Below are 14248 nucleotides of genomic sequence, written 5' to 3'. Positions count from 1 at the left end.
TTTACATCACTAATAACTGATATGAAATTAAGAGATTTACCAGAATTAAAATTGTCTATTTTAGATTTATCACAGAAAGAGAAAGATAAACTTTTATTACGCTTAATTGCGAAAGATGATGTTTTGGTGGAACAATTACATTTTCAGTTATTAGAAGATGGAAGTGACTTACAGAAAAGAATACAAACTGTTTTTCAGAAAATAGATGAGTTGTTTGATGACGCAACTAAATCTATTAATCCTAGAAATATAAATACTGGTCAAAGATTATTATTACTACTTCAAAAATCTCAAAGTGGATTGGTAAATTTCCATAGTCAGATTACAAAAGATAAACTTTCCGAATTTGAGTTGAGAGTTTATATCTTAAAACAATCTTTTGAACGTTTTGGTTTTTTATATGAAGATAAAATGATTGGAACAAATGCTGAAAAACTTTTAAAATATCAGCAAGCCAGATTACAATTAATTACCAAGCTATTTTATCAATTTCATGAAGATGTTCAGTTCGATTATAAGAACGATTTTGATTTTATTTCAACTTTTATTAATGATTTAAGAGGCTAAATGATTGTCTTTTTACTCTTTTTTTAATAAAAATCAAACAAATGTTTAATTAATTATCAAATATTTATTTTCGCTTACTTTATTGTAAGTATTTGTTTTACATTTATAAAGATTTTTAAAATCAACATGAAATATAAAGATTTGCATGATTATAAATATTATTTATAAAAATTATAAATAAATAAAATAATTAGTTCTGTAAAAAACGAACTAACTAATATACATTTGCTCCGTCTTATATTAAAACATTATGAATATAGATAATAATCCATGTAATACAGATCTTTTTTGTTGCTTTAGCGCGCACATAGAAAAGACATATAAATTAGCACCTTTAACTTCTAAGTTGCAAGCTTATATGATTTTAGAATGTAACGAAGAAGGTGTCACATTTGAAGAGTTACTAGACGTTTTTAATGTTAGCAAGAGTTCGTTATCGAACTCAATAAATTTTCTACTATCTACCAATCAAATTGAATACATCAATAAGATTGATTCTCGTAAGAGGTACTTTAGAATGAATGCGAATTATTTGAAAGAAAAATTAGATTTTGTTCATGAAATGATTTCTCAGGATATTATTTACACGAATAGAATAAATGAGTACAAAATGCAAAATAATTCATTTCCAAAAAACTTTAATATGGATATATTAAATGTTTACCTAAATCACCTTAATGAAACAAAGAAAATTTTAAGTGAAACTATAGAAACTATTAATCAAATTCAACTAGAAAATAAATAAGTAATATGAAAAACGTTAACGTTATGATGGTTGGTGCTTTGGCGATAGCATTAAGTTCTTGTGGTAAAAAGGACGATGCAGCTGCACAACAAGCACAAGGTCCAGCTCCATATCCGGTAGTTGATGTACCTACAAAAGTGGTAACTAGTTATGATGAATACCCTACAAATATTCAAGGGATTGTAAATAATGATGTTCGTGCAAAAATCCAAGGATATATAACTGAGGTTTATGTGGATGAAGGTCAATACGTAAAAGCTGGTCAGCCATTATTTAAGTTAGAAACAAATGTTTTAACTCAAAATGCTGATGCATCTAAATCTGCTGTTGGTGCTGCTCAAGCTAGTGTACAAGCTGCACAAGCAAATGTTAGTGCTGCTAAAGCTGCTGTAAATGCTGCACAAGTAGAGGTAAATAAATTGATCCCTTTAGTTCAAAAAAATATTATTAGTAATATTCAATTAGAAACTGCAAAAGCTAATTTAGCAAAAGCAGAAGCTAGTTACAATCAAACTGTTGCAGCATTAGCACAAGCAAAAGCTGGTGTAACACAAGCTAATGCAACATACAAAGGATCACAAGCAAACGTAGACTACTCTGTAGTTCGTGCCCCTGTTAGTGGAGTAGTTGGAGCAATTACATCTCGTCAAGGATCATTAGTTGGTCCAACAGATCAAAGTCCAATTACAGTTGTTTCTAATACAAGTAAAGTTTATGCTTATTTCTCTATGAACGAGAGAGATTATTTAAACTTTATCTCAAAATCTGAAGGAGCAACTTTAAAAGATAAATTAAATAAAATTCCAGCAGTAGAATTAGTTTTAGCAAACGGTGAAATTTATCCTGAAAAAGGAAAAATCCAAACTGTAACTGGTCAAATTAATCCTGTAACAGGAACAATTGATTTCCGTGTAACATTTAATAATGAAGCAAAATTATTAGCTAACGGAAACTCTGGACGTATTCGCGTTCCTAAAACTTATGTAGACGCATTAGTTGTACCATCTGCTGCAACATTCGAGCAACAAGGTTTAACTTATGTTTACAAAGTTAGAAATGATTCTGCTATCGCAACTTCTATTAACGTATTAGATAAAACTAATAATCTTGTAGTAATAAAAGATGGTGTTAAGAAAGGAGAAAAAGTAGTAGCACAAGGAGTAGGTAAATTAAGAGATAAAACTCCAATTAAACCAACACCTGCAAATTTTGATCAAATTGTAGAATCTACAAAAACAATTTTCTAAAATACGAATTGTATGTTAAAAAAGTTTATTGAAAGACCCGTATTATCTACGGTAATTTCTATTATTATATTAATATTGGGTATATTGGGATTGATTATCATTCCAGTAACTCAGTATCCTGATATTGCTCCCGCAACTGTACAGATCACTGCATCTTATCCTGGTGCAAATGCTAAGACAGTTATGGAGTCTGTTGTTATTCCAATAGAAGAGCAAGTAAATGGTGTTGAAGGGATGGATTATATTCAATCTACAGCATCTAATAATGGATCTGCAACAACTACTGTTGTTTTTAAACCAGGAGTAGACGGAGATATTGCACAGGTAAACGTGCAAAACCGTGTTGCTAGAGCAACGCCATTATTACCAGCAGAGGTAACGCGTTCTGGAGTTGTTACACAGAAACAACAAACATCTGCATTGATGTTTACTTCTGTAAGTTCAACAAACCCAAAGTATGACCAAACATATATTCAAAATTACTTGAATATTAATGTTATACCTTCTTTAAAAAGGGTAAGTGGTGTAGGGGATGCAACAGTATTTGGTGCGATGACTTATTCTATGCGTATTTGGTTAAACCCATCTCGTATGGCAAGTTACGGATTAGTTCCTGCTGATGTTTCAGCTGCATTATCTCAAGAATCTTTAGAAGCTGCAGCTGGTGCTTTAGGGCAAAATGCTGGACAATCTTTTGAGTACGCAATTACTTATTCTGGACGTTACAAAACAGAAGATCAGTACCGTAATATCGTAATAAAATCATTAGGTAATGGTCAAGTATTACGTTTACAAGATGTAGCTGATATTGAGTTTGGTGCACAAACTTATTCAAGTACATCTGAAATGAATGGTAACCCATCTGCTGTATTTGCAGTATACCAAACACCAGGATCTAATGCACAAGATATCATTAACAATTTAAGAACTGAACTTGAAAAGGCTTCTAAACAATTCCCAGAAGGAATTACGTATACAATCTTAATGGATACAAATACGTTCTTAGATGCTTCTATTGAGAAAGTAATTCATACAATGATTGAGGCATTTATATTGGTATTTATTGTTGTGTATATCTTCTTACAAGATTTCCGTTCAACATTAGTTCCATTAATTGCTGTACCTGTTTCTATTATTGGTACATTCTTTTTCTTAAATTTAGCAGGTTTCTCATTAAACTTGTTAACGTTATTTGCCTTAGTTCTCGCCATTGGTATTGTGGTGGATGATGCCATTGTTGTTGTGGAAGCTGTTCATGCTAGGATGGAATCTCATCATGAAACACCATTAGATGCAACGAAAAATGCAATGGATGAAATATCTGGAGCCATTATCTCTATTACATTAGTAATGTGTGCGGTATTTGTACCCGTAACATTTATCTCGGGTCCAACAGGAGTTTTCTATAAACAATTTGGTATTACATTAATTGTTTCTATTTTAATTTCTGCATTAAATGCCTTAACATTATCTCCAGCTTTATGTGCATTATTCTTAAAAGCACATGAAGAAGGTGAACGCAAACGTAATTTTGTTCAACGTTTCTTTGATGCTTTCAATACAGCGTTTGATACAATGACAAATAAATATGGAAGATCATTTAAGTTTTTATTCAAACACAAATGGATTTCATTTATAATCATCATTGCATCTGGTTTTGGAATTTACGGAATAGGAAAAATGATGCCATCAGGATTCGTTCCAACAGAGGATAATGGATTTATTATTGGTAATATCGAATTGCCTGCTGGTGCTTCTATGGACCGTGTTTATGAAGTTGAGAGAGAATTTCAACAAAAAATTAAAGACATTCCTGGAGTAGATAAAGCAACAATTATCTCTGGTAACTCTATTATTAATGGTGCGGGATCTAACTACGGTATGATGTTCGTTAAATTAAAACCTTTCGAAGAGCGTACAACAGACGATTTACAGGTAAATACAATTATTGGTAAATTATTTGGGGCTGCTGCTCAAATTCCAGATGCTCAAATGATTTTCTTCCAACCACCAGCAATTCCTGGTTTTGGTATGTCATCTGGTTTCGAGTTAAAATTGATGGATAAAACAGGAGGAGAGATTAATGACTTTAATAAATTCGCTAACGAGTACATTGGAGCATTAATGCAAAGACCTGAGATTTTATATGCTCAATCTTCTTTAAATACTAATTTCCCACAATATGAAATTGATGTAAATATTGAAAGAGCTAAACAATCAGGAGTTTCTGTGAGTTCTATCTTCTCTACATTACAAGGTTATATTGGAGGTTTATATGCAGCAGATTTCACTCGTTTCGGTAAACAATATCGTGTATATATACAAGCTTTACCAGAAGATCGTATTAATGAAATGAGTTTAAATAAAATGTTTGTTAAAACAACAGACGGAACAATGACTCCAGTATCACAATTTGTGACATTAAAAAGAGTATATGGACCTAACTCTGTTAACCGTTTTAACTTATTTACAAATACAAATATTAGTGGTGCTGTAAAACCTGGTTATTCTACAGGGGATGCAATTAATGCGATTAATGAAGTAAATGCACAAACATTATCTCCAAGTTATGGAACAGACTTCGCTGGTTTAACACGTGAAGAGGTTAATGCAGGTTCGCAAACAGTATTAATATTTGCTTTATGTATCGTGTTTGTATACTTTATTTTATCTGCACAGTACGAATCTTACGTTTTACCATTAGCAGTATTATTATCTGTGCCATGTGGTATTATGGGAGCTTACTTATCTCAATGGTTAGCTGGATTAGAAAATAATATTTATTTCCAGATTGCCTTAATCATGTTAGTTGGTTTATTAGCCAAGAATGCGATTTTGATTGTGGAGTTCGCTTTACAAAGACGTGCACACGGAATGAGTATTGTACAAGCTGCGATAGAAGGAGCGAAAGCACGTTTACGTCCAATCTTAATGACATCTTTTGCCTTTATTTTAGGTTTAATGCCATTAGTTGTAGCAACAGGAGTTTCTTCTGCTGGTAACCGTTCTGTTGGTACTGGAGCTGCATTTGGATTATTAATCGGAACAATTTTAGGGGTATTTGTAATTCCAGTATTGTTTGTTATTTTCCAAACATTACAAGAGAAAATTAAGCCAATGAAATTTGACCGTCCACAAGGAGAAGTTGAACATAATAATTCAATCTAATTATGAAAAAGTATAGAATATTAAATATTACTTTAATTGCTGCTGGATTGTTTGCCGTTCAATCATGTTTCGTAGCAAAAGACTATAAACGTCCGGAAGCTGTAGTAAACGAAGCAAACTTTAGAACTGATGTTATCGCTAAAGATAGTGCAAGTGTAGCAACAGTTTCTTGGAAACAGATTTTTAAAGATTCGCAATTACAAACTTTGATTAATCAAGGTTTAGAAAATAACTTAGACATACGTACAGCACTGCAAAATATTGCAGTTGCTGAGGCGTATGCAAAACAAGGAAGAGCTGGTTATTTACCAACTTTAACAATTGGTCCTAAATATAGTTTTAATGAAACTTCTGCTAATACACAATTTGGTGCAATTGCAGGAAAACAATCGTTAAGTCAATATGAACTTTCTGGTGCTTTAAGCTGGGAAGCAGATATTTGGGGAAAAATAAGAAGTAACCAAAGAGGAGTTGCTGCAACATATTTACAAACTGTTGAAGCGCACAAAGCTGTAAAAACTCAAATTGTAGCTTCTATTGCAAATGCTTATTATAAGTTACTAGCATTAGATGAGCAGAAAAGTATTTTAGATCAGACTTTAATTAACCGTGAGCAAAGCTTAGAAACAACAAAAGCTTTAAAAGAAGCTGGTAATGTTACAGAAGTAGCTGTTAACCAAACAGAGGCTCAGTTGTATAATGCAAAGTCTATGTTAGTTGATGTTGAAAACAACATCAAATTAAACGAAAATATTTTAAGTGTTTTACTAGGAGCAACGCCACAAGCAATAACACGTAGTACTTTAGAATCTCAGAACATAGATGCAAAATTATCTGTTGGGGTTCCTGCTCAGTTATTAGAAAATCGTCCTGATGTGAGAGCTGCTGAATTTGGTTTAATAAATTCATTTGAAGGTGTAAATATTGCTAATGCAAGTTTTTATCCATCATTAACAATTTCTGCTACAAGTGGGGTTCAAGGTATTGATATTGATAAACTTTTTGATGCGCAATCTGTTTTTGCTACAATTATAGCAAACCTGACACAACCAATTTTACAGCAACGTAAATTACGTACGCAAAAAGAAGTTGCTTTAGCAAATCAAGAAATTGCATTAATTAATTATAAGAATAAAATATTAACGGCAAGTAAAGAAGTTTCTGATGCTTTATATACGTATGATGCTTCTGTAAAGAAAGCAGAGTATAAGCAAAAAGAATTTCAGTTATACGATCAAGCAATTACATATTCTGAAGAATTGTTAAACTACGGTATGGCAAATTATTTAGAAGTAATTACAGCAAAAGACAATGGTCTTAATGCTGAGCTAAATGTAGTTGATGCTAAGTTAGCTTCTCTTTCTTCTATGGTAGAATTATACCGTGCAGTAGGAGGAGGATGGCAATAACATCTTATTTATCTAGTTTTAATGAAGGCGAACCATTGGTTCGCCTTTTTTTATATAAAACAATAGTAGTTAATGGTTTTAATCTATTGATTACCATTGTATTAAATCTAGTGTTTTATAATTTGTAATTAATCATTCTCAATTTATTGTTACTATATTTGGCAGCAATAAAACTAACCTAAATTTAAATTATATGAATAAAAGTTCATTCTTAGCTTCACTCCTTATTTTATTTTTTGTATTTTCTTGTTCACAAGATGATGGTGTAGATGTTAATGCAAAGCATAATAATAGTAAACCGATAGAAGGAGGTTCTGAAACAAATAAGGATAATTGTACTAAATATCAAGATTGTACTTATACTAATAATAATTAGCGTGAAAATTCTACTGCTAGATCAAATCAGTAATAAAAAGAAAAACCTTTAGTATTTACAATAATGCTTTTATTTAAATTAATTAACAATGTATATCAAGTTGAATTTAATTCAATTTCTCATCGCGTTAAAACATAATCAAGTAAAAGAAATAAAAAATAAAAAAAACCTCGAGAAGTAACTCTCGAGGTTTTATATTTTTTAGTAAAATCTTGTGTTTATAAGATTTTATTCCTTGTTTTAATGAGAATGTACATGCATTGATACGGTAACGTAAGCTAAAATAAAGCCGACGATTATCGATCCGAATTTTTTCAAATTAAATTTATGACCTTCATTTGTTTCAAATAAAATAACAGTCGAAATATGTAAGAATATTCCAGAAACTATAGCGCTCATTTCTAATGAATAATTAGAAATAATAGTATGTTTTCCTAGTAAATATCCAAATGGTGCAGCCAAAGCAAACAATGTCATAAATAAAAATCGTTTAAAATATGATGGCGTATGCTGAGCTAATGAACTGTAGAGTATCATAGAAACAGGAATATTGTGTACAAAAATTGCCCACATAAAATCATTCGAATCAGAAGTTGCAACAGGAATACCTTCTATAATAGAATGTAAAAATAATCCACTAAAAATTCCTACAGGAAATTGTTCTTTCTTATGTAAATGAATATGTCCATGTTCAACCCCTTTACTTATTGTTTCTAGAATATATTGTACTACAACTCCAAATAAGACATATAAACCAATAGAATGATGTTTATCATCAGCTGCTGGATGCCCATAAACTTGTGGTAGAATTTCTAAAACAGTCATGGCTAAAAAATAAGCTCCACTAAACGTTAAAAGTAATTTAGAATTATGCTTGTTTTTTAAAAATAGTTTAGAAAATAGAACCCCAATAATAACACTTGAAATTAGTATAAGACTCTCGATCATTTTTTAAGAATAAGTATTAATCGATCTGAATTCTTTTCATCAAAAGCATCTAAATTATAATTACCAAATTGTTTATCTAATTTAAACCCTTCTTTTTCATATATCTCTTTAAAATCCTTCGCATAAATTAAGCGAACATACTCTTCAAAATGGAAACTTTCTCCTTTGTCTTCAAAATCAATTTCTTTTTTGATGAAGCCATTTTCAATAGATTTTGTAATTTTAAATACAATTCCATCAATTATTTTTTCCTCATAAGGAATCATTTGAGCAACAACTTTTTCAGCATTTAAATAATCAAAAACAAAAATACCTGTCGTTTTCAATTGTTGTTTTACAGCTTCAAAAACTTTAAAATTATCTTGATATTCTTTGAAATAACCAAAACTTGTAAAAAGATTAACAATAACATCAAATTCATTTGGATGATAAACTTCTCGCATATCATGCACTTCAAATTTTAATGTTTCATTTTCAAATTGTTTAGCAAATTCTATACTTGCAGTTGCTAAATCAATTCCTAAAACATCAAATCCTAATTTATTTAAAGTAATAGAGTGTCTTCCTTTTCCACAAGCTAAATCTAATATTTTAGTGTTTGGAGCAAGTTCTAAGTAAGTTGTAATTTTTTTTATAAAATCTTCGGCTTCAGTTAAGCTTCTATTTTTGTATAATATGTGGTAGTATGGCGAGTTAAACCATTTTACAAACCATTGTAAATCCATAAGTTGTTGTTAGTTTTGACATTTAGCACAAGTTCCTGTTATAACGCAATTATAGTTTTGCATCTTATATCCTTGTGGTAAATTAATTATAATATTTTCTTGTAAACAAGTTAATTGATTACATTTGGTACATCGAAAATGAAAATGATCGTGATGATGTTTTGCTTCTTCGCAACAGTTTTTACACATTGCAAAATAATTTACACCGTCATCTGCCACAACTTTGTGCATCATTCCATCTTCGCAGAAACTGTTCAGAATACGATAAATCGTTGCTCTGTCCATTTTCCCTTTTAATTGTGTTTCAATTTGTTCTTGATTGAGTGCAGTAGAACACGAATCGAATAAATCTAAAACAGCTTGTTTTGTTGGTGTATTTCGTCTTTTCATTTCTTAATGCAAATAGTTTGCAATAATACGACTATTCGTTGATATAAAAAAATCCTATCTAATTTTTTTAGATAGGATTACTTGTTATTGTTTCTTCTAACTTAAACGATAGCCTCACACTTTTCTTTTAACCAATTTGTCTCTTTCTCGTCTAATAAAGGTTGTAATTTATCAAAAACGATTTGATGATAGATATTTAACCACATTATTTCATTTTCAGTTAACAGATTAGTATCAATTAATGTTTTATCGATAGGAGCAATTGTGATTGTTTCGAAATTATAAAACTCTCCAAATTCTGTAGTAACTAAAGGTTTAACAACAATTAAATTTTCTATACGAATTCCATATTCACCATCACGGTATAATCCTGGTTCGTTAGAAAGAATCATTCCTGGTTTTAAAGTAACTGCATTTTCTTCCATACGTATACTTTGTGGTCCTTCGTGCACACATAAATAATGACCAATACCATGTCCAGTTCCATGCCCAAAGTTTAAACCATTTTCCCAAAGATCTTTACGTGCCAATACATCTATTTGAGAGCCACGTGTGTTGGCTGGAAAAACAGCCTGAGATAAAGCAATATTACCTTTTAAAACTAAGGTATAATCTGTTTTTTGTTGTTGTGTTGGTTCTCCTAAAATTAAGGTACGTGTTATATCTGTTGTTCCTTCTAAAAATTGAGCACCAGAATCTATTAACAACATTTTGTCTGTTCCAATTTTATAAGCTGTTTCTGGCGTTGCAGAATAATGATTCATTGCACCATGATCTGCATAACCACAAATAGTTCCGAAACTTGGGCCTTTAAAATTTTCTTGTGTAGCTCTGAATTCAATTAATTTCTCAGAAATTGTAACTTCATCAATGTTATTTTGAGCCACGTTTTCCTCTAACCAAATAAAGAATTTTGTTAAGGCAACACCATCTTTAACCATTGCATTTCTGAAACCTTCTAATTCTGTTTCATTTTTTATTGCTTTGAGATTAGTCACAATAGATGTTGCTAATTTTACAGTTGAAGTTGTCGGAATAGTTTCAAATAAAGATTGATTGATTCTATTACCATCAACAAAAACATGTGCTTTATTAGATAGATTTTCTAAATAATTATAGATATCTAAATAGTCTTTTATTTCAATTCCTTGCTCATTTAAAGCAACTATTATTTCGTTAGAAACCTTCTTTTCATCAATAAATAGATAAGCTTTCTCTGTGTCTACAGCTGCATAAGAAATAGCCAATGGATTAAAATTTACATCATTCCCACGAATATTGTATAACCAAGCAATTTCATCTAACGAATTCATAATATAAACATTCGTTTTTGCTTGTTTCATTTCCTTTCTTACTTCAGCAATTTTTTCTGAGGCAGATTTACCAGCGTATTTTACATCAAATAAAAATATAGGATTTTGTGGTAATTCAGCTCTATTTTGCCATGCTTCATCTATTAAATCTAAAGATTTTACATTAATGTTGTTGAAAGTAAAATCATTATAATTTTCTAAAAATGCATTATGAGAAAACATCTGAGGGTTTAATCCTACTGTGTCTCCCTCGTTTAATTGTTGAATAATCCAATCGTTAATAGAAGGAGTTTCTGGCATTTTCATTTTCATCAATTCAAATGTTGTATCTTTTAATTGATCTTCTGCCTGAATAAAATAACGAGAATCTGTCCAAAGAGCGGCTTTTTCTAATGTAACAACAGCAGTCCCTGCAGATCCATTAAAACCAGAAATCCATGTTCTTTCTTTCCATTTATTTGGTAGATATTCGCTTCCATGAGGATCTGTTCCAGGAATTATTGTTGCACTAATTCCATTTTGTTTCATTACTTCTCTTAAGCTAGCAAGACGATCTAAGATTTTTTCCATTTTACGTGAATTCTAAAAAATATTATTGTTTGATAGTCGAAAGGTACAAAGAATACAATGATAAATGTTTAATGAATTGAGAGAAGTTTCGCGTAAAAGAAGGTTATATAAAGTTAAAAAATACCTAAAAAAATGTGAAAATATTAGTTTAATTTATTAATTCATTTCTAAAAAACACTTTTAAAAGTGTTATAAAAATGCTCAAATAGGGATTATTTATTTTAAAAAATAAACCTTCTAAGCATGAGTGAGTTGGTAATAATTTTATTGGACTATTTTTTAATATTTCATACAAAAATTAACAATTTCAGAGTTTCTTAATTTTATCTTAAAATTACAAAACCTCTATTTATGAGTGTTTAGAGTGGCATAATACTTGAAAATTTGCAGATGTAACTTGAGGCAAATAACAAACTAACATCGCTTCTTAAATTTAAACACATGTCAAATACTGTATATCACTCCACCGAGAAAAGTCTTAGTCGATCGAGATTTTTAGATCAACTTTCTTTTAATTCATTAAAGGTTAAAGATTATGTAGTTATTACCAGCACTTTAATAGTTATGGTATTGTCTATTTTTGCTTTTATTTATTTTAAGCCAGATATAGAAAGAATTCACTTTGAACGTATGAGTACGTGGTGGGGAGCAACAATTAATTACATTGCGGTAACCTTACTTGTTTTACAATTAGCATTCCTAGCTTATCTATTATTTCTTTATATAAAATACAAACCAATAAAATCTGTTTCAGACGAGGAATTACCTCTGATTAGTGTAATTGTGCCAGCTTATAATGAAGGTAAGTTAGTATATGAAACACTATTAAGCTTAGCAGAAAGCGATTATCCTAAAGAAAAATTACAGATATTATCTATTGATGATGGAAGTAAAGATGATACTTGGGCGTGGATGTTGAAAGCAAAAGCACTTATAGGAGATCGATTAACGATATATCAGCAACCAAAAAACATGGGTAAAAGACATGCTTTATACAGAGCCTTTAAAGAAGGTAATGGAGAAGTATTTGTTACTGTTGATAGTGATTCTATTGTAAAAGAAGATACATTAAGAATTATGGTTAGTCCATTTGTTGTTAATGAAAAATGTGGTGCTGTTGCAGGAAATGTAAGAGTATTAAACAAACAAGATAGTTTAATTCCTAAAATGCTTAATGTAAGTTTTGTATTTAGTTTTGAATTTGTAAGATCTGCACAAAGTGCAATTGGTTCTGTTTTATGTACACCTGGTGCTTTAGCTGCTTATCGTAGAGACGCTGTAATGAACTGTTTAGAAAACTGGATTAATCAGAAATTTAACGGTAAGCGAAGCGATATTGGAGAAGATAGAGCAATGACCAATATGATTCTTAAACAAGGTTTACATGTGTTGTTTCAGAAAAAGGCTTACGTATACACAAATACACCTGTAGAATATAAAGGTTTGTATAAAATGTTTATTAGATGGGAGAGAAGTAATGTTCGTGAGAATATAATGATGAGTAAATTTGCATTTACAAAATTTAGAGAAGAATCTACAACTGGTTCAAGAATCTTATTAAGTATGCAATGGTTAAAAGTTATTATGGCTTATCCATTAATCTTATTACTTTTTTCTTTTGTCATTACACACCCAATCATATTTTTATGTACAAGTTTAACTGGAGCATTTATTTTCTCTAGTGTACAAATGTTTTTCTATGCAAAAAAATATAATATTTCCGAAGGTTTCTTAGCCTATACGTACAGTATATTTTATTTATTTACTTTATTCTGGATTACACCATATGCTATTGCAACTGCAAGTAGAAGTGGTTGGTTAACTAGAGAATTGCCAACAGCATAGTTGACTTAGTTGAATTTGAATTGAAAACGATTTTTAATTAGATATTATCAAACCTAATTAAAAATCGTTTTTTTTATACGCATTTGTTACATTAATCGATTCCTATTACATTAACAGGAATATGAAATTTAGAAACAACTTTCTTATTTTTTTCTCTTGCAGGAATCCATTTCGGCATTTTTTTTACAATTCTTTCCATTTCTGCTTTTACTTTAGGCTGGTCGCTTCCAGTAACATTTCTTAAAATAGCAGTTCCTTTTTCATCAACATCAATTTCTAAAGATAATTTAAGATTTCCCATAGGAGACAATAGCAATAACTTTTGAGCATCTAAATTAGTTTGTACCCATTGTCTTAATTTTACAACACCACCTTCAAATTGTGCTGGATATGTATTTTCATCAGGCATATCTACAGTTAAATTATCATATTCTAATCCTTTAACTAAATTTCCTTTTGGACTAATAAATACACGATTTATAGCGTATAATGTTTGATCTTTTTTCTTTAAAGTAATTTTAAATGTAAATACACTATCAATCATTTTAAAAGTAGAATTATAATCTTCTAAATCATTTTTATAGCTTTTAATAATTTCTATTTTAGATAAAACAGAATCATTTAAAACTTTTTGAACTTCATATAGTTTTTCTTCTTTATTATTTGGTGATACTGTTTCAATAACTTTAAAATCGATTCCATTTACTGTTAATTTTTCAACTAACTTTTCTTGTGAAAAACCGATAAGACTAAAGAGTAGGAGTGTGATAGAAAAAATAGTTTTCATTACTTTTTTAGTTAGATAAATTAATATTAGATATGTTACTTCTCTATTTTATAAAGATTATTTCTTAGCATTTTCAATCCAAAATATACAATAGGTTTACTATAATAACCAAATATAGTCATTACAACTTCTCAATTTCCTTTATTTCTCGTACTTTT

At 30.1% G+C, this 14248-nt stretch carries 12 protein-coding genes; 7 read left to right on the top strand and 5 right to left on the bottom strand.

Features of this window, described 5'->3' with window-relative positions; all coding sequences use genetic code 11:
- The first annotated feature begins 21 nt into the window (after positions 1 to 21).
- From BUA86_RS06490 to BUA86_RS06465, 6 genes are all read left to right on the top strand, one after another.
- On the top strand, positions 22 to 567 hold the full coding sequence (locus BUA86_RS06490) for a hypothetical protein (RefSeq protein WP_072930947.1): 546 nt from the start codon (positions 22 to 24) through the stop codon (positions 565 to 567).
- Positions 568 to 817: 250 nt separating this feature from the next.
- Positions 818 to 1312, top strand: coding sequence for a hypothetical protein (locus tag BUA86_RS06485; protein ID WP_072930945.1), 495 nt, complete (start codon positions 818 to 820; stop codon positions 1310 to 1312).
- 5 nt (positions 1313 to 1317) lie between these two features.
- Entirely contained in the window at positions 1318 to 2559 is a 1242-nt protein-coding gene (locus tag BUA86_RS06480) for an efflux RND transporter periplasmic adaptor subunit (protein WP_072930943.1), read from the top strand.
- A 12-nt stretch (positions 2560 to 2571) separates the two neighbouring features.
- Entirely contained in the window at positions 2572 to 5727 is a 3156-nt protein-coding gene (locus BUA86_RS06475; protein ID WP_072930941.1) for an efflux RND transporter permease subunit, read from the top strand.
- A gap of 2 nt (positions 5728 to 5729) precedes the next feature.
- A complete protein-coding gene (locus BUA86_RS06470; RefSeq protein WP_072930939.1) occupies positions 5730 to 7136 on the top strand; it encodes an efflux transporter outer membrane subunit in 1407 nt (468 codons plus the stop codon).
- Between the two features lie 193 nt (positions 7137 to 7329).
- Positions 7330 to 7512, top strand: coding sequence for a hypothetical protein (locus BUA86_RS06465; RefSeq protein ID WP_072930937.1), 183 nt, complete (start codon positions 7330 to 7332; stop codon positions 7510 to 7512).
- A gap of 240 nt (positions 7513 to 7752) precedes the next feature.
- On the opposite strand, the gene BUA86_RS06460 is transcribed toward BUA86_RS06465, so the two are convergent.
- The 4 genes from BUA86_RS06460 to BUA86_RS06445 all read right to left on the bottom strand — a co-directional run bounded on the left by BUA86_RS06460 (position 7753) and on the right by BUA86_RS06445 (position 11458).
- Positions 7753 to 8460: a ZIP family metal transporter gene (locus BUA86_RS06460; RefSeq protein WP_072930935.1), complete on the bottom strand. Its 708-nt coding sequence runs from the start codon at positions 8458 to 8460 to the stop codon at positions 7753 to 7755.
- Positions 8457 to 9185 (bottom strand): class I SAM-dependent methyltransferase, encoded by a 729-nt coding sequence (locus BUA86_RS06455; RefSeq protein WP_072930933.1) that lies wholly within the window; start codon positions 9183 to 9185, stop codon positions 8457 to 8459. The genes BUA86_RS06460 and BUA86_RS06455 overlap by 4 nt, the downstream gene beginning before the upstream one ends.
- 9 nt (positions 9186 to 9194) lie before the next feature.
- The gene (locus BUA86_RS06450) at positions 9195 to 9575 is read right to left on the bottom strand and encodes a Fur family transcriptional regulator (RefSeq protein ID WP_072930931.1); all 381 of its coding nucleotides are present in this window, start codon (positions 9573 to 9575) and stop codon (positions 9195 to 9197) included.
- 101 nt (positions 9576 to 9676) lie between these two features.
- Positions 9677 to 11458 carry an aminopeptidase P family protein gene (locus tag BUA86_RS06445; protein ID WP_072930929.1) on the bottom strand — a complete coding sequence of 594 codons (1782 nt, stop codon included), beginning with the start codon at positions 11456 to 11458 and terminating at the stop codon, positions 9677 to 9679.
- A 441-nt stretch (positions 11459 to 11899) separates the two neighbouring features.
- Here BUA86_RS06445 and BUA86_RS06440 point away from each other — a divergent pair, with 441 nt between their 5' ends.
- Positions 11900 to 13303: a glycosyltransferase family 2 protein gene (locus BUA86_RS06440; RefSeq protein ID WP_072930926.1), complete on the top strand. Its 1404-nt coding sequence runs from the start codon at positions 11900 to 11902 to the stop codon at positions 13301 to 13303.
- Positions 13304 to 13394: 91 nt separating this feature from the next.
- Here BUA86_RS06440 and BUA86_RS06435 read toward each other — a convergent pair whose 3' ends face one another.
- Positions 13395 to 14090 carry a hypothetical protein gene (locus BUA86_RS06435; protein ID WP_072930924.1) on the bottom strand — a complete coding sequence of 232 codons (696 nt, stop codon included), beginning with the start codon at positions 14088 to 14090 and terminating at the stop codon, positions 13395 to 13397.
- Between the last annotated feature and the right edge of the window lie 158 nt (positions 14091 to 14248).

The organism is Chishuiella changwenlii (genome assembly GCF_900142565.1).
Lineage (GTDB): Bacteria > Bacteroidota > Bacteroidia > Flavobacteriales > Weeksellaceae > Empedobacter > Empedobacter changwenlii.
Note: the sequence above shows the minus strand (reverse complement) of the source record. Positions and strands in the feature narration are given on the sequence as shown.